The organism is Paludisphaera sp., assembly GCF_037189885.1.
Classification (GTDB): domain Bacteria; phylum Planctomycetota; class Planctomycetia; order Isosphaerales; family Isosphaeraceae; genus Paludisphaera.
Genome location: NZ_JBBCIR010000036.1, coordinates 20849 through 43065, shown reverse-complemented (window position 1 = coordinate 43065; position 22217 = coordinate 20849). Strand labels below are relative to the sequence as shown.

Sequence of the window (22217 nt, the reverse complement as noted above, 5' to 3'; positions counted from 1 at the left end):
GCCTCGCCCCGGTCAGTAGACCCTCTCCTCGGCGACCGGGGCGACGGAGCCGTCGCCGACCTTGCCGAGCGCCTCGCGGACCATCAGCAGCTCCGCCACGTTCTCCAGGGTGAGCAGGCCGACCACCCTGCCGTCGCGGACGACCGGGGCGCACGACGCCCCTCGCTCGCGCAGGGCGTTCACCGCCGCGACGAGCGGGCCGTCCGCCTCCACGGCCGGGGCGGACGCCGAGGCGAACTCGCCCACCGATCCGTCCGGCCCGCGAGCGGCCAGCCCGGCCATCAGGTTGGCGCGGGTCAGCACGCGAGGCTCGTCGTCCGCCTCGTTCCCCTCGACCGGGAAATCCTGCTGCGTGCCGGAGAGGAGCACGCCCACGGCCTGGCCGAGCGTGTCGTCGTCGCGGAGGCTCTGGAAGTCCGTCAGCATGGCGTCGCGGACCAGGACCCCCTTCAACGCCGCCCGCTCGGCCACCTGGAGCGCCTCGGCCTCGGCGCCGATCCAGACGAACAGCGCGATGAAGAGGAGCAACGGCGCGCCGCTGCTCAGCCCGAAGAGCCCGAAGGCGATCGCCATCATCTGGCCGACCGTCGCCGCCGCCCGGGTCGCCTTCGCGTAGGGGAGCTTCATCGCAAGCAAGGCGCGGAGCACCCGGCCGCCGTCCATCGGGAAGGCGGGCAGCATGTTGAACGCGGCCAGGAACACGTTGACCAGCAGGATCTTCGACCAGAAGCCCGCGTGCAGCACCTCGGCCGACTCGTCGCCGGCCGGGAATCGGACGCCGACCAGCCACAGCACGGCGACGATCACCACGTTCACCGCGGGGCCGGCGAGCGCCACCATCAGCTCCTGCCCGGGCTTCTCCGGGAGCCGTTGGAGCCGGGCGACCCCGCCGATCGGCAGCAGGGTGATGTCGGCGGTCGGCACGCCGAACCGACGCGCCATCAGCGCGTGCCCCAGCTCGTGCAGCACCACGCAGCCGAACAAGGCCAGGACGAAGCCCCCCTGCCGCAGGCCCGCTGGGAGCCCCCCCCCGGCCGACGCCCCGGCCGCCACCAGCCACGCGATCAGGATGACGAACGTCCAGTGGACGTAGATGGGAATCCCCGCGATCCGCCCGATTTTCCACGACCAGGACATTCAATCATCCTCCAACGCACGTTGTTGACCGCGATCGACACATTGTACGGCGGACGAGACCGCGCGCGGGTTTTCCTCCGATCCGATTTGACAACCCCCCGCCGCGACCTAGGGTAGCGTTAAGCCCCCATCCCCGGGGGGTGGACACGCCAGGTAGGGGAACAAGGGGCCGGCCCCGACGGGCCGGAGATCCCGTGGGAAACGAGGCGATCATGGACTTGAAGGCGGCAACGCACGTCTGCGTCTCCCCGGTCGAGATGGAGGGGGACGACACGCAAGTCCTCCCCCGCTCGCCGATGTACCTCATCACGATCCAGGGGGGGGTCCCCGGGGCGATGCTCCGGATCGAGGGGCCCGAGGCGTCGCTCGGCCGATCGGCCGAGAACGTCCACCAGTTCCCCGACCCGACCATCTCCCGCCGGCACGCCGTCATCACCCACGACGGTTCCGGCGACGCGTGGCTGACCGACCTGGGCAGCAGCAACGGCACCTACCTCGACGGCAAGCGCGTCCCCCCCCACGCGGCGACCCGGCTCGAGGACGGGGCGCGGATCCAGCTCGGCGCGTCGATCATCCTGAAATACGCCAGCCTGGGCCCCGACGACGAGCGGTTCCAGCGCGAGATGTTCGAACGCACCGTGCGCGACAACCTGACCGGTCTGTACAACCGCGGCTACTTCATGGAGCAGATCGGGCCCCTGTGCGAGCGCAACCGCATGCGGAACCTGGGGACCGCTCTCCTGATGGTGGACATCGATCATTTCAAGCGGGTCAACGACCTCCACGGCCACGAGGCCGGCGACGCGGCGCTCCGCGAGGTCGCCAAGGTGTTGCGGGAATCGACCCGCTCCGACGACCTCGTCGCGCGCTACGGCGGCGAGGAGTTCATCGTGGCCCTGCCGGTCGCCTCGGCCGATCAGGGCTGGGAACGAGCCGAGCAGTTCCGGCGAATGCTGGCGAGCCGACCGATCCGCGCCGGGCGGAAGGAACTGCGAGTCACCGCCAGCTTCGGCGTCTCGTCCAGCACGATGGCGCGGCCACGAGGGATCAAGGCCCTGATGACCACGGCCGACGTCGCGCTGTACGAGGCGAAGCGAACCGGCCGCGACCGCGTGGTCGCCGCCGAGCGCATGCTGACCGCCGCGGAGCGCCGCACCGAGTCGTGCGACGCCCTGGCCGTCTGACCGTCGGCGCGGCGTTCGCTCGCTTCGGGCGCGAGGGTGAGCTATGATGGGCGTGCGCCCGCCGGGGCGCCATGCCAGGACTCATCCCACCGACCCCGTACAGGTGACGGAATCGTGCCCACAGCCGAAGCCTCGTCGTCACGCCCCCTGGAACCCCTCGCCCTGGGGGTGTGCAGCTGGAGCCTCCAGGTCAAGAACGTGCCGGAGCTGAAGGGCTTCCTCGACCAGCTGGGGGTCGACGTCGTCCAGATCGCCTGCGGCGACCCCCACCACGCGAGCTGGGACGAGGGGGACGACCTCCCCGCCGCCGCCAGGGCCGCCGGCTTCCGCATGACCGGCGCGATGCTGGGCTTCCCCGGCGAGGACTACACCACGCCCCAGACCATCATGAAGACCGGCGGCTTCGGCGACCCCGCGACCCGCGCCGAGCGCCTCGCGCGCCTCGACTGGGCGCTCGACCGCACCAGGGCGCTGGGCCTCTCGGACCTCATGCTCCACGCCGGGTTCCTCCCGGAGCTGGACGACCCCGGCCGTTCGGCGATGCTCGACGTCCTGGCGCGCGCCGGCGACAAGGCCGCCGCCGCCGGGATCACGCTGGCGTTCGAGACCGGCCAGGAGACGGCCCAGCTCCTCCGCCGGACGCTCGACGACCTGAAGTCGCCGTCCCTCAAGGTCAACTTCGACCCGGCGAACATGCTCCTCTACGACATGGGAGACCCGATCGAGGCCGTCAGGATCCTCGGCCCGGACATCCGCTCGGTCCACGTCAAGGACGCGCGCCGGCCCACGGTGAAGGGTGCCTGGGGCGAGGAGGTCCCGCTCGGCGAGGGAGAGGTCGGCATCCCGGCGTTCATCAAGGCGCTGAAGGACGTCGGCTACCGGGGGCCGCTCGTCGTGGAGCGGGAGGTGGGAGACCAGGCGGGGCGGCTGCGCGACGTCGCGCGGGGCCTGGAAGTCCTGCGGGAATGCCTGGCCGGCTGATCGCGGACGCCGCCCCGGGCCGCGACCGGCGACGCCGGCGCGGCCCGGGCGCGGGCCTGGTCACGCGACGATCGTCCGCACGACCGCGGCCAGCTCGCGGCCGCCCTCGGTCAGCGCGTAGAAGTTGTGCTTGCCCGAGCGTCGGGGCTCGATCAGCCGGCCGTGGCGCAGGAGCGCCAGGTGGTGGCTGACGGCCGGCTGGCTCTGGGTGCCGAGGTCGGCGCACAGCTCGGTGACGTTGCGTTCCTTCTCCTCCAGGAGGAGGAGGACCTGGAGCCGGGTGGGGTCCGAGACCTGCTTGAGCAGGTCGGCGACGCGGCGGATCTCGGCGAGACGCCGGGCTGCCGCCGCGGCGGCGGTCTTCGTCGACCGCGCTGGCGCGGAGGCGCGGGCGGAGGTTGCGGCCATCGCAAGTCTTCCTGAAACGGATTGTGGAGGCGTGATGTCCGAGGGGGGGCCGTCTGGCCGCCGACCGGGGTGGTGGTCGGCGTCGGCGAGGGCGTCTCCGCCTCGCCTTCGGCATGGATAATAGGATAGTCACATCCTTGTGTTCAGTCAACCCGGCTCCGCCGGCCGGGACGCCCGGCTTGTCGGGGCGGGGGGCCTTGCCTTAGAGTGTGGGCCGGGCACGAGTCGGCCCGACCGATCCCCCCCCGCGAGAGTGCAGACCGATGGCTGGGCCCACCACGACGATCGAATCCCCCCGGCGCGCGACCGAGGCCGCCTTCCAGCAGTGCCTCAACCCGTCGTGCGCCGCCACGTTCGCCGTCGACGAGGCCCACTTCGCCTGCCCCAGGTGCGGCGACCTGATCGACGTGGTCTACGACTGGGACCGGCTGGAAGTCCCCGCGACCCTGAGGGATTTCGAGGCGAAGTGGTCGCGCCAGCTCGACCCGCTCGCCTTCTCCGGCGTCTGGCGGTTCCGCGACCTGCTCCCCTTCGCCCCCCCCGACAAGGTGGTGACCATCGGCGAGGGCCGCACCCTGCTGCAGCGGGCCGACAAGGTCGGCCGCGCCGTCGGCATGGACCCGGGCCGGCTGATGCTCCAGTACGAGGGGATGAACCCCTCCGGGAGCTTCAAGGACAACGGGATGACCGCGGCGTTCACCCACGCCCGGATGATCGGTGCCCGCCGCGTCGCCTGCGCCAGCACCGGCAACACCTCCGCCGCCCTGTCTGTCTATTGCTCGGCGACGGACCTCGGGTTCCGGGCGATCATCTTCGTCGGCTCGGGGAAGATCGCCTATGGCAAGCTCGCCCAGGCGCTCGACCACGGCGCCCTGACCATCCAGATCGTCGGCGACTTCGACGACGCCATGAGGCGCGTCCGCGAGGTGGCCGACCGGCTGGGCATCTACCTGATGAACTCGGTCAATCCCTTCCGGCTGGAGGGGCAGAAGACCATCATGTATCGCGTCTTGGAGTCGCTCGGCTGGGAGGTCCCCGACTGGATCGTCGTCCCCGGGGGGAACCTGGGGAACTCGAGCGCCTTCGGCAAGGCGTTCATCGAGCTGAAGCACCTGGGGCTGATCGACCGCGTCCCCCGGCTGGCCGTCATCAACGCCCACGGCGCCCGGACGCTCCACGAGCTGTACGGCTCTCGCGAGATCCGCTGGCTCAGCGGCCTGCCCGACTCGGCGAAGGTGGACGCCTATTACGGGGAGCTGGACGCCGCCGGCATGAAGGCGTCGACCATCGCCTCGGCCATCGAGATCAACCGGCCGGTGAACCTCAAGAAGTGCCTGCGCGCCCTGGACTTCTGCGACGGCGTCGTCCGCGAGGTCTCCGACCAGGAGATCATGGACGCCAAGGCGTGGGTGGGCGCCGGCGGCCTGGGCTGCGAGCCCGCCAGCGCCGCGAGCGTCGCCGGGGCCCGCCGCCTCCGCGAGGAAGGCGTCATCGCGCCGTCGGAGCGGGTCGTCTGCATCCTCACCGGGCACCAGCTCAAGGACCCCACCGCGACGGTCGCCTACCACGGGGCCGATCAGGAGAATTTCGAGAAGGTGCTGGGGGCCCGCGGCGTGAATCGCGCCGGGTTCGCCAACCGCCCCGTCGTCGTCCCCAACGCGCTGGACGACATCATCCGTGCCATCGCCCTGTACTCCGACCCGTCCGCGCCGGCCCCCTGACCGGCCGCGGGGTCGCGCGACGATCATTCTCACCTAAGGAAAGGGAGGCCGGCCTTGAGCACGGCACTGATCCGTATCGGGCTGCATGGCGCGGCGGGCCGGATGGGCCTGCGGCTGACGCAACTCATCGCCCTCGACCCCCGGACCACGCTGGTCGCGGCGGTCGACCGGGCGTGCCTGGGCGAAGACGCGGGGAGCGTCGCGGGGGCCGGGGCGCTCGGCGTGCCGATCCGCGCGCTCGACGCGATCGCGGACACGCGCCCGAACGTCGTGATCGACTACTCGCACCCCTCGGCCACGGCCGAGGTCGCCGAGGCATGCCGCCTCGCGAGGGTCCCTCTCGTGATCGGCACGACGGGGCTCGACGACGACGCCCGCCGCGCCCTGGAGGAGGCCTCGGCCGAGATCGCTGTGCTGGCCTCGCCGAACACGAGCCGCGCGGTCAACCTCCTCTTCGAACTCGCCGCGCGGGCCGCCGCGGGCATGGGCCCGGAGGCCGACGTCGAGATCATCGAGCGGCACCACCGCCTGAAGAAGGACGCGCCCAGCGGCACGGCCCTGAGGATCGCCGAGGTGATCTCGGCCGCGACCGGCGCCGGGCCGCTGGTCCACGGCCGCGAGGGCCAGGTGGGCGAGCGGACCCGGGGCGAGATCGGCATGCACGCCGTCCGGGGCGGCGACTGCCCCGGCGAGCACACCATCCTGTTCGCCCTGGGCGGCGACACCCTGGAGCTGACCCATCGAGCCCTGAACCGCGACGGCTTCGCGCGCGGGGCGATCGACGCCGCCGTCTTCCTCGCGGGCAAGCCGCCGGGGAACTACTCGATGGCCGACGTCCTCGGCCCCCAGGCCTGACACCCCGAGGCCCATCATGGCGCGCTGCGATCGAGGCTACCCCTGCGAGGTCTGCGGCGAGGAGGTCGAACTCCTCCTGGAGTCCGACCTCTCCCTGCGATACGCGCTAGGGGAGGTCGACCCCGACTCGCTCCCGAGCGCGCCCGATCGGCACCTCCGCTGCAACCCGACGCTGAGCCAGTTCATCGTCCACGAGTCGTTCGACGCGCCGGTGGCGGCCGGGCCGTTCGCCAAGGCCGCGCTCGACCCGGCGTTCGTCGCCGAGGAGGAGGCCCGCGTCACCGCCGGCTACCTGCGCCTGGTGGAGCTGGCGGAGCGGGGCGGATCGATCCTGGAGCTTACCCCGTCCGGGCCCCGTCGCGCCGCGGATCGCATCGAGTCCTGACGCCGACGAGGCACCCACGGAGGGAGCGTCCCGATGATCGAATCGCCCGGGGCCGGGCCGACGCCGCCGGCCTCCCGGCGCGTCCTCTTCCTGGACGACGACCCCCGCCGCGCCGAGCTGTTCCTGGAGTGCTGCCCGCACGCCGTCTGGGTCACGGACGTCGGCGCCTGCGTCGATCGGCTGGCCGAGCCCTGGGACGAGGTCCACCTGGATCACGACCTCAACGGCGAGCGCTTCGTGGACGAGTCGCGGGACGACTGCGGCATGGCGGTCGTCCGCTGGCTCTGCTCGCCGTCGCGCGAGCACCTGCGTCGGGCCCGCTTCTTCGTCCACAGCCACAACTCCGCCGCGGCCTCGCGCATGGTCCTGCTCCTGCTGCGGCACGGCTACATGGCCGAGTACCGGCCCTTCGGGCACGACCTGGTTGACTTCCTGACGCTCGGCCCGCCGCCGCGAGGGCGGGGGCTGTTCCGCGGCCTGGGGGCGATCTGGGGGCGGGTCGCCGACCGCTGGGCCCGGCTGACGCGACGGACGGCCAGTCGCTATGATGGGGGCGACTCGCGGGGCCGGGGGCCCCGGGCGGGCCGGAAGACTACATCGGAGGAAGGGCCTTGAGAACGGTCATCACGGGTGGGGCGGGTTTCGTCGGGTCGCATCTCTGCGAGCGTTTCCTCGCCGAGGGGGACGAGGTCGTCTGCGTCGACAACCTCCTCACCGGCAATCCCCGCAACATCGACCACCTGCGGACGGACCCGAAGTTCCGGTTCATCGAGCACAACGTCTCCGAGCCGATCGACGTCGACGGCCCGGTCGACAACGTGCTCCACTTCGCCAGCCCGGCGAGCCCGGCCGACTACCTCGCCCACCCGATCCCCACCCTGAAGGTGGGCTCGCTCGGCACGCACAACGCGCTCGGGCTCGCGAAGGCCAAGGACGCCCGGTTCCTCCTGGCCAGCACGTCGGAGATCTACGGCGACCCGGAAGTCCACCCGCAGGTCGAGGAGTACTGGGGCCACGTCAACACCATCGGCCCCCGCGGCTGCTACGACGAGGCCAAGCGCTTCGCCGAGGCCATCACGATGGCCTACCACCGCTACCACGGCGTGAAGACCCGCATCGTCCGGATCTTCAACACCTACGGCCCCCGCATGCGCCTCAACGACGGCCGCGTGCTGCCCAACTTCATGAAGCAGGCCCTCCGCGGCGAGCCCATCACCCTCTACGGCAACGGCGACCAGACCCGCAGCTTCTGCTACGTCACCGACCTGGTCGACGGCATTTACCGCCTCCTCAAGTCCGACTACGCCCTGCCGGTGAACATCGGCAACCCGTCGGAGATCACCGTTTCCCAGCTCGCCGAGGAGATCATCGCCCTCGTCGACGGCACCAAGAGCACCATCGTCCACGAGCCGCTCCCCCAGGACGACCCCAAGCGCCGACGCCCCGACATCACCAAGGCCCAGACCATCCTGGGCTGGAACCCGGCGGTCGACCGCGCCGAGGGGCTCAAGCGTACCCTCGAATACTTCCGCACCGTCGTCTGAACCGGCCGCCGCGGGGCGTCGTCCCGACCCGAGGGACGCGCCCACGCCGGCCGCTCAGCCGCCCAGGATCTCCATCGCCGCGTTGCGGCCGTTGACGGCGATCACGCTGCCGCCGGGATGCGTCGCCGCGCCGCAGAGGAAGACGCCGGGCATCGGCGTGCGCGGCGAGAGGCGATGCTCCCACATATACGCGGGCAGGCATTCGCCCTGGAAGATATGTCCCCCCGTGAGGCCGACGCGCTCCTCGACGTCGGGCGGCCCCAGCGCCTCGACGTCCACGATCGCCCCCTCCAGCCCGTCGCAGAACCGGCCGATCGAACCGAGCGCCAGCCGCGTCGCCTCCTCGCGGCGCGAGTCCCAATCCCCCTCCGCGAAGGCGTACGGGACGTACTGCGCGAAGACGCTCATCGAATGCAGCCCCGCCGGGGCGATGCTCGGATCCAGCGCCGTCTGGAAATAAAGCTCCGTCCAGAGCCGCGCGGGCAGCTCGCCCCGACGCGCCGCGCGATGGCCCTCGTCCCACTCCTCGGCGGTCAGCGGCGTGTTGACCTGGCCGAGATGGTGGTCCCGCCGCGTCCCCGGCCGCGCCTTGAAACTTGGAAGCTCCCGCAGCGCGACGTTCATCTTCAGCGTGCAGCCGACCTGCGGGACGGCCTCCACCTTCGCCTTCCAGCCGGCGTCGGCCGCGTCGCCGAGCAACCGGAGCGCGACGCGTGGGTCGGCGTTGCAGACGACCGCCCCGGCCCGGATCCGCTCGCCAGCTTCAAGCTCGACCCCCTCGCCGGGGTTGATCCGCGCGACCTTCACGCCGGTCGCGACGACCGCCCCGAGGTCGCGCGCGATATCGCACAGCAGAAACGAGACCATCCCCATCCCGCCGTGAACGTACCCCCACTGCCCCGGCGATCCCCCCAGCCTCCCCGACTGGTGATGGAAGTGGATCGAGGCGGTGCCGCGATCGCTCGGGCTGGCGTTCGTCCCGATGACCCCCTGCCCCAGGTAGGCCATCCGCATCCGCTCGTCCTGGAAGTAATTCCGGACGCACTCCAGCATCGACCATTCGAACAGGAGATGACGCGCCTCGTGGTCGCCCCCCAGTCGTTCATCGATCTGGTCGATGGTCGGCGCCCTGCCAAGCCAGACGTCGCCGTCCCCCTCCGGCCGGAGGACGTCGCGGAGGCGCGCCTTCACGGCGCAAAAATCCCGCCAACCGGCGACGTCCATCGGCGCGAGCCGCCGGATCTCCTCCTCGCAACGGGCGTCGTCGTCCCAGAGCTGCACGCTGCCGCCGTCTTCGAACGGCACGAACAGCCCGGCCGTCGCGGGCGACCAGCGAAGGCCGTACTCGACGAGCCGAAGCTCCTCGATCACTCTCGGATGCAGCAACCCCAGGAGGTACGAGCAAGGGGAGAGCCGGAAGCCCGGCCAGGGCTCATCGATGGTGCAGGCTCCCCCCACGCGGTCACGCGACTCCAGCACCAGCACCGATTTGCCCGCTCGGGCCAGGTAGGCCGCCGCCGTCAGGCCGTTGTGCCCCGCGCCGACGACCACGACGTCCCACCGCCGCCCGGAGACCTCCCGGACGCTCGCCCCAAGATCCATCCTCCCGAGGGTTTCCAGCGTCCTCCGACGCCCTCCGGGGGTGGTCGTCATCTCGGCCTCCTGTTCCACGAAGAGCGCGCCCGGCCCGCGACGACGCCGGCCGCGGTCGACGCCGGGACGATCCCAGGATATCGTGGCCGTCCCCGCCGGGGTATCGGAGCGGCCGGCGCAATCCGCAAGGTCGCGGGCGAGATTCGCGCGCCCATCGGCCGGGGGGGATGTAAACTTGAACCGTAGCCCGGCGGCCGGGCGGCCGGGACGCGACCGACGGCCGGGCCCGGCGACGAGGCCCGATGCGAGGGACGACCGAACCATGCGATCCACCGGCACCGTCGTCACGCGACTCGGCGACCTCGTCGACGGCCAGGAAGCCGTCTGCTACGCGGTCCTGGCGAAGAAGGTCCGCGGCACGACCAAGACCGGCAAGCCCTTCCTCCGCTGCGTCTTCCGCGACAAGAAGACCTCGCTGGAGGCCCCGCTCTGGCACGGCGACCCGCTCCTCGAGGTCGCCGAGGCCTGGGACGAGGGGATCGCCTACCGGGTCGAGGTCCGCTCCGAGCTGAAGCTGAACTTCGGCATGCAGCTCGTCATCCTGAACATCCGCCCCGCCGCCGACGGCGACGAACTCGAAGGCTACGACGTCGACGAGCTGTTCGAGAGCAGCGCCTGGCCCGCCGACGAGCTGCTGCAATCGATCCACCAGCGCGTCGACAAGTACATCGCCGATCCGCACCTCAAGGAGCTGGTGGTCCGCGTCCTCGTCGAGAACGACGACCTGCTGCGCAAGATGCCCGCCGCCAGCGCGATGCATCACGCCTACACACGCGGGCTGCTCGAACATATGTGGAGCATGAGCCGCGTCGCCGCGATGCTCCTGGACCACTACGGCGACTGCTACTACAAGGATCTCAACCCGCCGCTGGACAAGGGCGTGGTGATGGCGGCCGTCGTCCTGCACGACATCGGCAAGCTTAAGGAGCTGGCGTACAGCCCGGTCGAGGCGCGCTACACGAAGGAAGGCCAGCTCCTCGGCCACATCATCATGGGTCGCGACATGGCGCGCGACGCCGCCCGGAACATCGACGGCTTCCCCGAGGAGACGCTCCTCTGCCTGGAGCACGCGATCCTCGCCCACCACGGCAAGCGCGAGTTCGGCGCCCCGGTCCTGCCCGCGACCCTGGAAGCCATCCTCGTCTCGTTCATCGACGACCTGGACGCCAAGATGAACACGGCCGTCCGGTATCGGATGGACCACAAGAACGGCGAGGAGTTCACCGACAAGGTCTGGGCCCTGGACAACCGCCGCCTCTATCGCGGCATCCCGGTCGAGCCCGGCGCGCCCGCGCCCGACCTCGACGCCTGACCGCCGCCCCCCCCCCGCGCGCGCCGACCCGCCGGCCCCGATTGCCGGCCGCGTGGGCGACGGGATACAATGGACGCGATGTCGGCCGCGTCGCGGCCCTGCGATCCCACGCGGACACGAGCGAGAGGAAGACGCATGTATCGGATGTTGCGACTCGGCGCGCCGGCCCTGGCGCTGTCCCTGATCGTCGGCTGCGGCGCCGAGGAGGCCCCGGGCCCAGGCAACGTCGAGGACTCCCGTCCTTCCGTGAGCACGCCGGCCGTCCCGCCGTCCACCGACGAGATGCCGAACCCGGCCGCGACGCGCCGCGCCGAACCCTCCACCCCCATCCCCTCGGAGACCGAGATCGCGCCCCCCGTCGAGGCCGACCCGAAGGCCGACGCCGCCGACCCGAAGGCCGACGCCGCGCCGGCCGTCGAGGGGCCCGAGGCGAGCAAGGTCGAGTTCACCGAGGATGAGCTCGCCAACATCAAGAAGCTCCCCGCCGACGAGCAGGAGGCCGCGCTGAAGCAGGGCCTCTGCCCCGTCAGCGGCGAGAACCTCGGCATGGACGTCCCGATCAAGATGACCGCCGAGGGTCGCGACTTCTACATCTGCTGCGAGGGCTGCAAGGGCGCCGTCGAGAAGGACCCCAAGGGCGTCCTCGCCAAGCTCGACGGGAAGTGACCCCCACGCGGCCGACGCGCGACACGCCGCGCCGGCCCGCCACCCCGCCCCTTCGCCCGACGCCGAGGAAATCTAGCACGACTCCCCGGCCTCGGGTATAATTCTCGCCTGCGAGAATGGGTTCTCAAGCCCCGCCCTCCCCCGGGGGCGGGCATCCCGGCGCAATCCCAGGATCGGCGACTCTCCCGCGCTGAGACGAGATGACGACGCGGCCGACCGTGGTGCACGCGGCTCGATCGGGTTCCGGACCCCCCGGCCCCGGTCCCCGCCCACCCCAGCGACGGCCCCAAGTCCATCGTCGGCCTTGCTTCGCGACCCTCTCCGTCCGAACGCCAGGGCACTCCGGATCGATCGGCCCCCCCAGTCTCCGCCCCCGTATTCGAGCATCATGCGATCGGCCCGCGGCCCCGGAGGCCCCCCCCGGGACCCGCGCCCGTTCCCCGTTCGAAGCCGGCCGGCGCGTCACGGACTCCCAGCCAGTTGATCGATGGAGCCTTCCGATGTCCCACGACAGCGCTCGCGACGCCGCGATCGAGGCGATCACCTCCTGGACCAACATGGGCCGTCGCGCCCCCAGGTCGGCGACGCCGATCACGCAACTCTTCGGGATGAACGTCTTCTCCGACGAGGTCATGCGGGCGCGCCTCCCGGAGAACGTCTATCGGCTGCTGCGCAACACGGTCAAGGGGGGCGACCCGCTCGACCCCTGCGTCGCCGACGTCGTCGCCGCCGCCATGAAGGATTGGGCCATGGAGCGGGGGGCGACCCACTACTCCCACTGGTTCCAGCCGATGACCGGCCTGACCGCGGAGAAGCACGACTCGTTCCTCGCCCCCACCGAGGCCGGCGCCGCCATTGCGGAGTTCAGCGGCAAGGAGCTGGTCCGCGGCGAGCCCGACGCCTCCAGCTTCCCCTCCGGCGGCATCCGCTCCACCTTCGAGGCCCGCGGCTACACCGCCTGGGACCCCACCAGCCCCGCCTTCGTCCTGGACAACCCCAACGGCACCATCCTCTGCATCCCGACCGCCTTCTGCTCCTGGACCGGCGACGCGCTCGACAAGAAGACTCCGCTGCTCCGCTCCAACGAGGCCCTGTCCAGGCAGGCCGTCCGGATCCTCAAGCTGTTCGGCTCGAAGTCGACCCGCGTCGGCGTGACCGCCGGCCCCGAGCAGGAATACTTCCTGATCGACAAGAATTTCTACTACGCCCGCCCCGACCTCCTCAACGCCGGCCGCACCCTCTTCGGCGCCCGCCCCCCCAAGAGCCAGGAGCTTGAAGACCACTACTTCGGCTCCATCCCCGAGCGCGTCCTGGCCTGCATGATGGAGACCGAGACCGAGCTGTACAAGCTGGGGGTCCCGGTCAAGACCCGCCACAACGAGGTCTCCCCGGCGCAGTACGAGATCGCGCCGCTGTTCGAGAGCGCCAACGTCGCCACCGATCACAACATGCTGATCATGGAGACGTTGAAACGCATCGCCGACCGTTACGGCCTCCAGGCGCTGCTGCACGAGAAGCCGTTCGCGGGGGTGAACGGCTCCGGCAAGCACGTGAACTGGTCGATGTGCGACGACATGGGGAACAACCTGCTGAGCCCCGGCGACACGCCCTACTCGAACGCCCAGTTCCTCGTCTTCCTCGTCGCCGTGATCCGCGCCGTCGCCCGCCACGGCGACCTCCTGCGCGTGGCCGTCGCCCACGCCGGCAACGACCACCGCCTCGGCGCCAACGAGGCCCCGCCGTCCATCATGTCGATCTTCCTCGGCGACATGCTCGAGGACATCGTCGACCAGATCGAGAAGGGCGCCGCGAAGACCGCCAAGACGGGGGGCACGCTGAAGGTGGGCGTTTCGGTCCTGCCCGTCCTCCCCCGCGACCCGGGGGACCGCAACCGCACCAGCCCGTTCGCCTTCACGGGCAACAAGTTCGAGTTCCGCGCCTGCGGCTCGGCCCAGTCGATCGCCGGGCCGATCGTCGTCATCAACACGATCGTCGCCGAGAGCCTGGACGACATGGCGACGGAGCTCGAGCGCGCGGTCGCCGCCGGCAAGGACCTCAACGCCGAGATCCAGTCGCTGCTCCACCGGGTCGTGAAGGAGTCGCGGCACGTCATCTTCAACGGCGACAACTACAGCGAGGCCTGGCACGCCGAGGCCGAGCGCCGGGGTCTCCCCAGCCGCCGCTCCGCCGTGGACAGCCTCCCCGACTTCGTCACGCCGAAGTCGGTCGAGCTGTTCGGCAAGCACCACGTCTTCTCCGAGCGCGAGCTGAACTCGCGCTTCGAGATCTTCCTCGAGAACTACCGCAAGACGGTCACGATCGAGAGCCACCTGACGCTCCAGATCGCCACCCGCACCATCCTGCCGGCCGCCCTCCGCTACCAGGCCGAGGTGGCCGACGCGGTCGCCAAGCTGAAGGCCGCGGGGGTCGCGCCTCCGAAGAGCCAGACGGCCCTCCTCAACGAGTTGGTCGAGACCATCGACGAGCTGCAAACCGCCGCCGACAAGCTCTCCGACATCATCGAGGATCGCGTCGATGGCGACACCCTGGCCCACGCCCGCCACTCCCGCGACGTCGTCATCCCGGCCATGAACGCCGTCCGCGCCGCCGGCGACCAGCTCGAAACCCTGGTCGCCGCCGACCTCTGGCCCCTGCCGACGTATCAGGAGATGCTCTTCATCAAGTGAGCCGTCATCGGCACGCGGACGTGCTCGCGGGGGCCGCGCTCTTGGGTCCCCGCCCCGTCCGTTCTCCGAATGCCCCGAGCGCCGATGGAGGTGGGTCGTCACGCCCGAGCCGCGATATCCGAGGAATGCTCCCGGCGACTTCCATGTCCTGGACCAGAGCCGCATCCAATGCCAGGCCCCGTTCCACAAGGCCGATGGCCTGATGGAGCATGACAGCGAAGGCGACTACCCTCACTGCTACTTCAAGAAGCAGCCCGAAACTCCCGAGGAGATCGGGCGCGCCATATCGGCCTGCTCGATCTCCTGCACGAAGGCCGTCCGATACGCCGGCGATGATCCGGCGATTCTCCGGGGAATGAGGCAAGCCGGCGCGTGGGAGTCCTGCGACGCCCTCGTCGACTAGCCTCGCCTCCCTCGCTCGGGGCAACCCCGACCATACGGGCACGGTGGCGCTGGCCCGGTCCTTCGGATCACGACCGGGACGCCGGGGTCCGCTCCGCCCGGCCCCGCCGCGAGCCGATCACATGGCCTCGCGATCCAGGAGCCGGCTCCCGTCCGGGGCGCAGGGCTCGACGGAGCGAATCTCCACGCGACGGCAAACGAAGCCGGCGTTCACCCCCGAGGCCCCCACGAACTCGACCTCGACGTCGAAGCCGTGGAGCCCGTGTTGGCTCGCGTCGGCGATGCGGAGCCCGGACAGGGCGTTCCGCTCGCACCAGCCTCCCATGCCCAGCGACGTCACGCCGTAGAACGCGAGATGGGCCAGCGCGTGGATGCGAAGGGCCGAGGGGCCGTCCGCGTCGACGCCCCCCCTCACTTCGATCAGGTGAATCCACGCCTCCAGGGTCGGGCCAGAATTGCCCGAGCCCTGGCGGTCGAGGGTTAGCCGGACGACCTGGGCCTCCCGGAAGCTCGGCCACGCGCCGAAGACTTCCAGGAGCAGATCCACGCCGTCGATGAGCGGACGATGATCCATTTCCAGGCCTCCGGATCGACATGACCGCGGGCCACCCCACCGACGCGGCGTCGGGCCGGTGGGTTCGCGCCCGCCTCGTGATCGTCGCGCGGGCGTCAGGAGACGCCGGCGACCAGTGCCTCCTCCTGGACCTCGACGAGCGGCACGTCGTGGGCGGTCGAGCCGTTGAGCCGCCAGGCGGCCTCGCCGTGCTGGCTGTAGTCCAGGCCGGCGACCTCCTGGTCGTGCGGGACGCGCAGGGGGATGATCATGTCGGTGATCTTGTAAAGGGCCAGCGACCCGAAGAACGCGAACACCGAGACGATCACGAGCGCGATCATGTGATAGATGAACGTCTCGGTCTGGCCGTACCACAGGCCCACTTCCTCGGCGAACACCCCGGTCAGGATCATGCCGACGATGCCGCCGACGCCGTGGCAGGGGAAGACGTCGAGCGTGTCGTCGAGCGTCGACTTGGTCTTCATCGAGACCGCCAGGTTGGAGACCACGGCCCCCAGGAAGCCGAAGACCAGGCTGTGGCGCACCGTGACCAGCCCGGCGGCCGGCGTGATCGCGACCAGGCCGACGACCGCGCCGATGCAGGCCCCCATCGCCGACGGCTTCTTGCCGCGGGCCCAGTCGAGGAACAGCCACGTCAGCATCGCCATGGCCGAGGCCGAGTTGGTGGTCGCGAAGGCGAGCGTCGCCACGCGGTCGGCGGCCAGGGCCGATCCGGCGTTGAAGCCGAACCAGCCGAACCAAAGCATCCCGGTGCCGAGCATCACGTAGGGGATGTTGGCCGGCTCGTGCGTCACGTTCTCCATGTGGGCCTGGCGGCGCCCCAGGAAGATCGCCCCCGCCAGCGCCGCGAAGCCGGCCGAGATGTGGACGACCGTCCCGCCGGCGAAGTCCTTCACGCCCCATTGGGCGAGCAGCCCCTGCGGGTGCCAGGTCATGTGGGCCAGCGGCGAGTAGATGATGACGCTGAACAGCACCATGAACAGCAGGTAGGCCGAGAACCGCACCCGCTCCGCGAACGAGCCCGTGATGAGCGCCGGGGCCAGGACGGCGAACTTCAGCTGGAACATCGAGAACAGCAGCAGCGGGATCCCCATCTTCACCGCCGACGGACCCTCGCCGAGCGTGATCGACGAGGCGACGTCGTGGTCGAACATGAAGAACGTCCGCGGGTCGCCGATGATCCCGCCGATGTCGTCGCCGAAGGCCAGGCTGAACCCGACCACGATCCACAGGAGGCTGATCACCCCCAGCGCGATGACGCTCTGCAGCATCGTCGAGACGACGTTCTTGCTGCAGACCATGCCGCCGTAGAAGAACGAGAGGCCCGGGGTCATGAGGAGGACCAATGCGGAGGCGGTCAGCATCCAGGCCACGTTGCCGACCTCCACCTCGTCGCCCGCCGGCATCTCCCGGCCGAGGTCGAACGGGATGAGGGCGAGGATCGCGAGCGCCACGAGGAGGAGGAAGGGGGTCACTGCACGTTTCATAGGCGGATCCTTCTAATTCGCAGGCAGGAGCAAGACGCCGAGGCCCTTCGCGGGTATGAGGTCTTCGCCGACCCGGGGCAGCTTTGGCCCTCGTAAGTCAAGTCACTCGTTCGACTTCCGCCTTCGACCTCGGCCCGCCCGGGGGGCGTTTCGGCCTCGATCGGGAAATCGCGGGGGGGCCTAACGCACCGGCCGTGCCATAAACGGATCACGGCATGAGCATGGCACCAAGTCTGGCGATGATCACCAGAGGATGACGGCGTCGACCGCCAGCGTGAGCTGGCTCTTGCGGGAGTCGTCGGTGTAGGCGGGGTGGAATTGCGACCAGTCGAGGCGGGCCTCGGGACGTATCCAGAGGTTGGGGTGGGGTTTGTAGACGAGGCCGAGCGTCATCTCGTGGTAGCGGTCGCCGACGAATTGGTCGCCGACCTTGTTCTGGAGGCGGGCCCCCTGGGGGTCCCAGAAGATCTCCGAACGCCAGACGCCGGTGAGCTTGGGCGTGAAGTCGTAGAGGAACCAGTTCCCGAGGCTGAACCAGGTCGCGTCGCGAGGCGCGCCGTTGCGAGCGCCGGAGCCCAGCCCCGGGATCGCGCGCTCCCAGCCCTGGTCGGTCTCGACGACCTGCGTCAGCCTGTCGTTCCACTTGTGCGTGCCGACCCAGGTGAAGAACGTGCGGCCGTTCCTCCAGTAGCCGGGGTTGCGCAGCCCCGCCAGGCTCGGCACGTTGACGTAGCCGGTCAGGTAGATTTGCTGGTCGGCGGGGAGGAAGCTCGGGAACTGGTTCGGGCCCCAGACGGCGGTCATGGCCAGCGTCGTCCGGTCGTCCTCGCTGGTCCACGACAGGCCGCCGAGGTATCCCCAGGCGTACCGGATGTCGATCCACCGGTCCCAGCCGTTGATGGCGCCGTTGTAGAGGTTGATCTTGTCGGTGACGTGCCAGGTCGTCAGGACGCCGAAGTGGGTGAACGGCTGTCCGAAGGTGAACATATAGGGGGTCGACAGGAGCGGCCGGGCGGTCGCCGGCACCTGCTCGTAGCCGGCGATCGTATAGAACCTCCCCCCCTTCACGCCGACCCCTCCCTCGGTGAGGATCGGCAGGTGGAGTTCGCCGTAGATCTGCGCGGGGTTGTAGGCCGCGAAGGAGTTCAGCGGGAACTCGTTGACGAACAGGCCCTGCATGTAGTCCCACTGCCAGTCGTTGCCGAACAGGTTGTCGAGGCGAAAGCCGAAGTCGATGTCGTCGCCCAGCTTGGCCGGCTTCTCGACGACGACGTAGTACTGGTTCCCTTGCCACCAGTTCGCCTTGTGGTTCGGCCAGACCCCGACGTTCTCGCCGCTCCGGCCGCGGCCGTTGGCGTTGCCGGTGTAGCTGTTCTGGATCCAGCCGTGGACCTTCACCGGGGAGTCCTGATACCCCAGCAGGTCCATGAGATGCTTCGGCGCGTCGGGGCGATCCCGCGCGGCCTCGGCCTGGGCGCCCTGGCGGGACGCGGGGGGCCGGCCGCCGCCGATGTCGCGCGTCGCGGCGGGGGACGTGATGTCGGCCCTCCTGGGAGAGGAGCCGCCACCGGACGTCCCCGACGAGGTCGACGGGGCGGGCCTTGGGGCGGGGGCGACCGCCGACGAGGAGTCGCTCGCCGCCGGGGGATCTCCGCCCCCGAGCGAGCGGTCGGCGGCGGGGACGTCCAGGTCGGGCGCGGACGTCGAATCCGCGTCATTGGGGCTATCGTCGTCGGGCGTCGACGACGGCGAGGAACTCGACTGGTCGGTGCCGTCGGCGGGAGGGTCGCCCCCCCCGAGGGCCCGGTCGGCGGCGGGGACCTTAAGGTCCGGCTCCGGCGGATCCTGGCGGACGAGCCGCAAGCCGGGATCGAACCGGCGGCGGGCGTCGGGCGAGCGTCGCAGCCAGCTCGACGGGTCCAGGAACCTCCGGACGCGAGGTCGATCCCCCGCGTCGCCGGCCAGTTCCTGGGCGGGTGCCGCCGCGGGAGAGAGCGCGAGGAGGATCGCGGCCAAACACGCCCGGCGGCGGAAGGCTGCCGACAGGCTTGTGTTCATCGCATGACCGCCTATCGCTCGACGCGGCCTCGGCGCGAGGTCTTTCCCCGGCCCGTGGGGACGACCGCCGGATCCCGAGACTCCGGGAGAATCATCGGCGGTCCCACCCGTCCGCTCCAGTCGATCGCCGGAACATTCCAAATCGCCCGCAAGATCGCGCCTCGGCCGGGGCCCCGATCAGGGGGCTGGCGCCGACCGCTCCGACCACGCGCGGACGGCTTCGGCGATGCCGACGACCTCCGACATCGCGCCCATGCCGACGTCGCCGCAGGCGAGCCGCTTGGACTGGGGAGGGACGAGGATGACGGATCCTTCGCGCGTGAAATGGTCCTCGGCCGTCGCCAGCGACCAGTCGGCCGGGATTTCGCGACCCGCCGCGTCCGACCAGATCTGGGCCAGGTGGCGCGAGGTGGCCGGCTTGTCCCACATCAATGTGTTCATCGCCGGGGCCAGGACGACGGGCCGGGCGAAGTCCCAGGCGCGGTAGAGGCAGGTCAGCAGGTTGTCGCAAAGCCCCAGGGCGAACTTCGCCAGCGTGTTGGCGTCCAGCGGCGCGACCACGAGCAGTTCGGCGCGGCGGCGCAGTTCGATGTGCAACACGTCGTCGCCGCGCGCGTAGCCCTCGCCGGGCCACTCGTCGGCGTCGCGATGGACGGGCGTCCCGGCGGGAAGGTCGGCCGGGCGGTAGAAGTAGAGCGACGGCTCGGTCGCCACGACCTCCACGCGATGCCCCGCCGCGACCAGCGCCGAGCAGAGGTCGGGCGCGCGGACGGCCGCGACCGATCCGGTCGTCGCGAGGATGATCCTTGCCATGGAGCGTGGTCCGATCCGGGTCGAGCCGCCGTCGGTCAGTGCCGCTCGGCGGAATGGGGGCGAATCTCCGCGTTCACGGCGTCGACCAGCCGGTTCCAGAGCGACCGGCGGAGCTGCTCCGCCTGGCGGTTCGAGATCATCAGCCGCTCGGTCGCGCGCTCGGCCAGGATCGAGACGACGACCTTCAGGTCGCCGCTGATGGGGCCGGCGAGATCCTCGAACTCCGGGGGGAGGTCCAGGGTGCGCGGCGCTGCGGTCGGGGTGCGCGGAGTCATGAGATGAACCCTCCTTGGCCGGGCCGGCCGGGGCGATCGCCCCGTCGACCTCGACGTGGAAAGTACACGGGCGTCTCCCGCCCGGTCAAGTCGCCACCCACCGCCCGGCGGCCAGGGGGGCGTCCGCGTCGACTCGTCCCGGCGTCTCGACGCGAACGATCCGGCCGAGCGGCCCCGCCCGTCCCAAATCATAGGATGGCCCGGGCCGCGATTCCAATCGAATCCTCCGGGAGGCTCAGAACCAGGAAGGCTCCGGCTCCTTGCGGGCTCCGGGGCCGAGCGCCTCCGTGACCAGCTCGACGAGCCGAGGGCCATCGACCAGCTCGATCGGGTGTTCGGCGGCGAACTTCTCCGCGGCCAGCGAGAACGTGCTCGTGGTAACGAAATACCCCTTGTGCGCGTGGGCGTGGTGGACCGTCCCCAGGAACTTCTGCAGCTCCGGCGACCCCACGACCCCCCGCTTGTGATACTTGCACTGCACCACCGCCCGCAGCCCCGCGCGGGCGAGGCGCAGGTCGATCCCCTCGTCGCCAGTCCCGCCGACCTGCGAGACCTCGTATCCCATCGCCTCGAACAGCTCGCCGACGAACTCCTCGAAGGTCTCCGGGGTCAGCGTCGTGAGCTGCGCCAGCTTCAGCTCGGCCCGGCGCGCCTGGAGCCGCAGCCGCTCGGTCCGCTCCTTGTGGTCGCGGACCTCGTCGCGAAGCCGGGAGACTTCGACCTCCAGCAGCGCCCGCTCCGCCTCGTCGACCCGGGCGAGGTAGCGATCGATCTTGAACAGGGCGTTCTCGATCGAGTTGTCGAGGCGCCCCCGCTCGGCCCGCGTGAGCTGATTCCTATACCGGCGGAACACCGAGTAATTCAGGTGCTCCACCGCGCCCGCCATCTCGGCGGCCGACGTGATCGCCGGCGCGTCCTCCTGGTACGGCGCGGCCTTCCAGAGCAGCCCTTGCCGGGCGGGCCCGCCCGCGGCCGGCATCGGGCCCTCCCCCGCTCCGGCCCTCGCGCGCAGCCATTCCAGGATCGTCGCCGCGCACTCCGGTCCCAGGCACTCCATCGTCGCTCGCCTCCTCGCCTCCGGCTCGCCGTCGAATCCTCGCTCCATTTTGTACAGGTCGACGCGCCGGGCCAAGCCCCCGCCGCCCTCGGGCCTCGTTGACGGTCGGGGCGAACTCGGCCACAATCGGTGCGGCGGTCGCGACGCGGCGGTCCGCCGGCGGGCGCGACACCCTCGCGCGCGCCTCGGGGTATCGTGACGGAGGAGCAAGCCAATGGGACGCATCGCCGTGATCCTGCCGGCCGCCGGGCGGTCGAGCCGCTTCGGCGACCCGCGGGCCAAGAAGATCTACACCGAGCTGGAAGGCCGCGCGGTCTGGCTGAGATCGCTGCGCCCCTTCCTCAACAACGACCACGTCGGCCAGATCGTCGTCGCCATCGCCGAGGACGACCGCGAGATGTTCGAGCGCCGGTATCGCGACGACGTCGCGTTCCTCGGCCTCGACGTGGTCATCGGCGGCGCCGAGCGCGCCGACACGGTCGCCGCGGCCCTCGCCAAGGTCAAGGGCTCGTGCGACTTCGTCGCCGTCCACGACGCGGCGAGGCCCTGCGTGACGCCCGCCCAGGTCGCCGCCGTCTTCGAGGCGGCGCTGGAGCGCGGCGCGGCGATGCTCGCGATCCCCGTCGCCGACACGATCAAGCGCGTGGCCGAAGGGGTCATCACCGCCACCGTCCCCCGGGTCGACCTGTTCCTCGCGCAGACGCCCCAGGTCTTCCGCCGCGATTGGCTCGCCGAGGCCTACGAGCGCCGCGACCCGGCGGCCCCCGCCACGGACGACGCCCAGCTCGTCGAGGCGGCCGGGCATCCGGTGGCGATCGTCGCCGGATCGCCGTTCAACCTCAAGATCACCACCCGCGACGACCTCAAGCTCGCTAGCGCCATACTCAAGGTCCTGGAAGACGAGGGGGCCGCCGGCGCTTCGAGCGGGCACCCCTTCGCCGACGACCAGGCCGGATGGGACGACGTGCCCAAGCTCCGGCCGTCCGACCTGTTCGGCGCGTGACCCGGTGCCGGCGGC

General features: G+C 70.8%; 21 protein-coding genes. 12 read left to right on the top strand and 9 right to left on the bottom strand.

Annotation, left to right across the window (positions count from 1 at the left end; genetic code table 11):
• Positions 1–12: 12 nt before the first annotated feature.
• On the bottom strand, positions 13–1137 hold the full coding sequence (locus WG209_RS12305; RefSeq protein WP_337175342.1) for a site-2 protease family protein: 1125 nt from the start codon (positions 1135–1137) through the stop codon (positions 13–15).
• Between the two features lie 212 nt (positions 1138–1349).
• On the opposite strand from WG209_RS12305, the gene WG209_RS12300 reads away from it, so the two are divergent.
• Together WG209_RS12300 and WG209_RS12295 are read left to right on the top strand one after the other, a co-directional pair.
• The gene (locus WG209_RS12300) at positions 1350–2321 is read left to right on the top strand and encodes a GGDEF domain-containing protein (RefSeq protein ID WP_337175341.1); all 972 of its coding nucleotides are present in this window, start codon (positions 1350–1352) and stop codon (positions 2319–2321) included.
• A 114-nt stretch (positions 2322–2435) separates the two neighbouring features.
• Complete coding sequence (locus WG209_RS12295) at positions 2436–3302, top strand: sugar phosphate isomerase/epimerase family protein (RefSeq protein ID WP_337175340.1); 867 nt, start codon at positions 2436–2438, stop codon at positions 3300–3302.
• Between the two features lie 60 nt (positions 3303–3362).
• Here the strand turns inward: WG209_RS12295 and WG209_RS12290 are convergent, their stop codons facing one another.
• Entirely contained in the window at positions 3363–3710 is a 348-nt protein-coding gene (locus WG209_RS12290) for a metalloregulator ArsR/SmtB family transcription factor (RefSeq protein WP_337175339.1), read from the bottom strand.
• Positions 3711–3973: 263 nt separating this feature from the next.
• Between WG209_RS12290 and thrC the strand changes: the two genes are divergently transcribed.
• Genes thrC through WG209_RS12265 form a run of 5 tightly spaced genes read left to right on the top strand, consistent with a single transcriptional unit; the run spans position 3974 to position 8215 of the window.
• Positions 3974–5431: a threonine synthase gene (gene thrC, locus WG209_RS12285; protein WP_337175338.1), complete on the top strand. Its 1458-nt coding sequence runs from the start codon at positions 3974–3976 to the stop codon at positions 5429–5431.
• A 54-nt stretch (positions 5432–5485) separates the two neighbouring features.
• Entirely contained in the window at positions 5486–6286 is an 801-nt protein-coding gene (dapB, locus tag WG209_RS12280) for a 4-hydroxy-tetrahydrodipicolinate reductase (protein ID WP_337175337.1), read from the top strand.
• 16 nt (positions 6287–6302) lie between these two features.
• Entirely contained in the window at positions 6303–6671 is a 369-nt protein-coding gene (locus WG209_RS12275; RefSeq protein WP_337175336.1) for a hypothetical protein, read from the top strand.
• A gap of 33 nt (positions 6672–6704) precedes the next feature.
• Positions 6705–7286, top strand: coding sequence for a cyclic-phosphate processing receiver domain-containing protein (locus WG209_RS12270; protein WP_337175335.1), 582 nt, complete (start codon positions 6705–6707; stop codon positions 7284–7286).
• Positions 7283–8215, top strand: a complete 933-nt coding sequence (locus WG209_RS12265) for a UDP-glucuronic acid decarboxylase family protein (RefSeq protein WP_337175334.1) — start codon at positions 7283–7285, stop codon at positions 8213–8215. Before WG209_RS12270 ends, WG209_RS12265 begins: the two co-directional genes overlap by 4 nt.
• 54 nt (positions 8216–8269) lie before the next feature.
• Here the strand turns inward: WG209_RS12265 and WG209_RS12260 are convergent, their stop codons facing one another.
• On the bottom strand, positions 8270–9868 hold the full coding sequence (locus WG209_RS12260; RefSeq protein ID WP_337175333.1) for an NAD(P)/FAD-dependent oxidoreductase: 1599 nt from the start codon (positions 9866–9868) through the stop codon (positions 8270–8272).
• Between the two features lie 262 nt (positions 9869–10130).
• Here WG209_RS12260 and WG209_RS12255 point away from each other — a divergent pair, with 262 nt between their 5' ends.
• From WG209_RS12255 to WG209_RS12240, 4 genes are all read left to right on the top strand, one after another.
• Positions 10131–11180, top strand: a complete 1050-nt coding sequence (locus WG209_RS12255; protein ID WP_337175332.1) for an HD domain-containing protein — start codon at positions 10131–10133, stop codon at positions 11178–11180.
• A gap of 135 nt (positions 11181–11315) precedes the next feature.
• Positions 11316–11846, top strand: a complete 531-nt coding sequence (locus WG209_RS12250; RefSeq protein WP_337175331.1) for a hypothetical protein — start codon at positions 11316–11318, stop codon at positions 11844–11846.
• Positions 11847–12346: 500 nt separating this feature from the next.
• On the top strand, positions 12347–14533 hold the full coding sequence (locus tag WG209_RS12245; RefSeq protein ID WP_337175330.1) for a glutamine synthetase III: 2187 nt from the start codon (positions 12347–12349) through the stop codon (positions 14531–14533).
• A 202-nt stretch (positions 14534–14735) separates the two neighbouring features.
• A complete protein-coding gene (locus WG209_RS12240; RefSeq protein ID WP_337175329.1) occupies positions 14736–14936 on the top strand; it encodes a hypothetical protein in 201 nt (66 codons plus the stop codon).
• A 117-nt stretch (positions 14937–15053) separates the two neighbouring features.
• On the opposite strand, the gene WG209_RS12235 is transcribed toward WG209_RS12240, so the two are convergent.
• The 6 genes from WG209_RS12235 to WG209_RS12210 form a co-directional block, all read right to left on the bottom strand.
• Positions 15054–15509 carry an Imm50 family immunity protein gene (locus tag WG209_RS12235; protein ID WP_337175328.1) on the bottom strand — a complete coding sequence of 152 codons (456 nt, stop codon included), beginning with the start codon at positions 15507–15509 and terminating at the stop codon, positions 15054–15056.
• A 95-nt stretch (positions 15510–15604) separates the two neighbouring features.
• Positions 15605–16996 carry an ammonium transporter gene (locus WG209_RS12230; RefSeq protein WP_337175327.1) on the bottom strand — a complete coding sequence of 464 codons (1392 nt, stop codon included), beginning with the start codon at positions 16994–16996 and terminating at the stop codon, positions 15605–15607.
• Between the two features lie 243 nt (positions 16997–17239).
• Positions 17240–19054: an outer membrane beta-barrel protein gene (locus tag WG209_RS12225; RefSeq protein ID WP_337175326.1), complete on the bottom strand. Its 1815-nt coding sequence runs from the start codon at positions 19052–19054 to the stop codon at positions 17240–17242.
• Positions 19055–19231: 177 nt separating this feature from the next.
• Complete coding sequence (locus tag WG209_RS12220) at positions 19232–19867, bottom strand: flavoprotein (protein ID WP_337175325.1); 636 nt, start codon at positions 19865–19867, stop codon at positions 19232–19234.
• A gap of 35 nt (positions 19868–19902) precedes the next feature.
• Positions 19903–20142, bottom strand: a complete 240-nt coding sequence (locus WG209_RS12215) for a hypothetical protein (RefSeq protein WP_337175324.1) — start codon at positions 20140–20142, stop codon at positions 19903–19905.
• A gap of 235 nt (positions 20143–20377) precedes the next feature.
• Entirely contained in the window at positions 20378–21199 is an 822-nt protein-coding gene (locus WG209_RS12210) for a restriction endonuclease (RefSeq protein ID WP_337175323.1), read from the bottom strand.
• Positions 21200–21413: 214 nt separating this feature from the next.
• Here WG209_RS12210 and ispD point away from each other — a divergent pair, with 214 nt between their 5' ends.
• Positions 21414–22202: a 2-C-methyl-D-erythritol 4-phosphate cytidylyltransferase gene (gene ispD, locus WG209_RS12205; RefSeq protein ID WP_337175322.1), complete on the top strand. Its 789-nt coding sequence runs from the start codon at positions 21414–21416 to the stop codon at positions 22200–22202.
• Positions 22203–22217 lie beyond the last annotated feature (15 nt).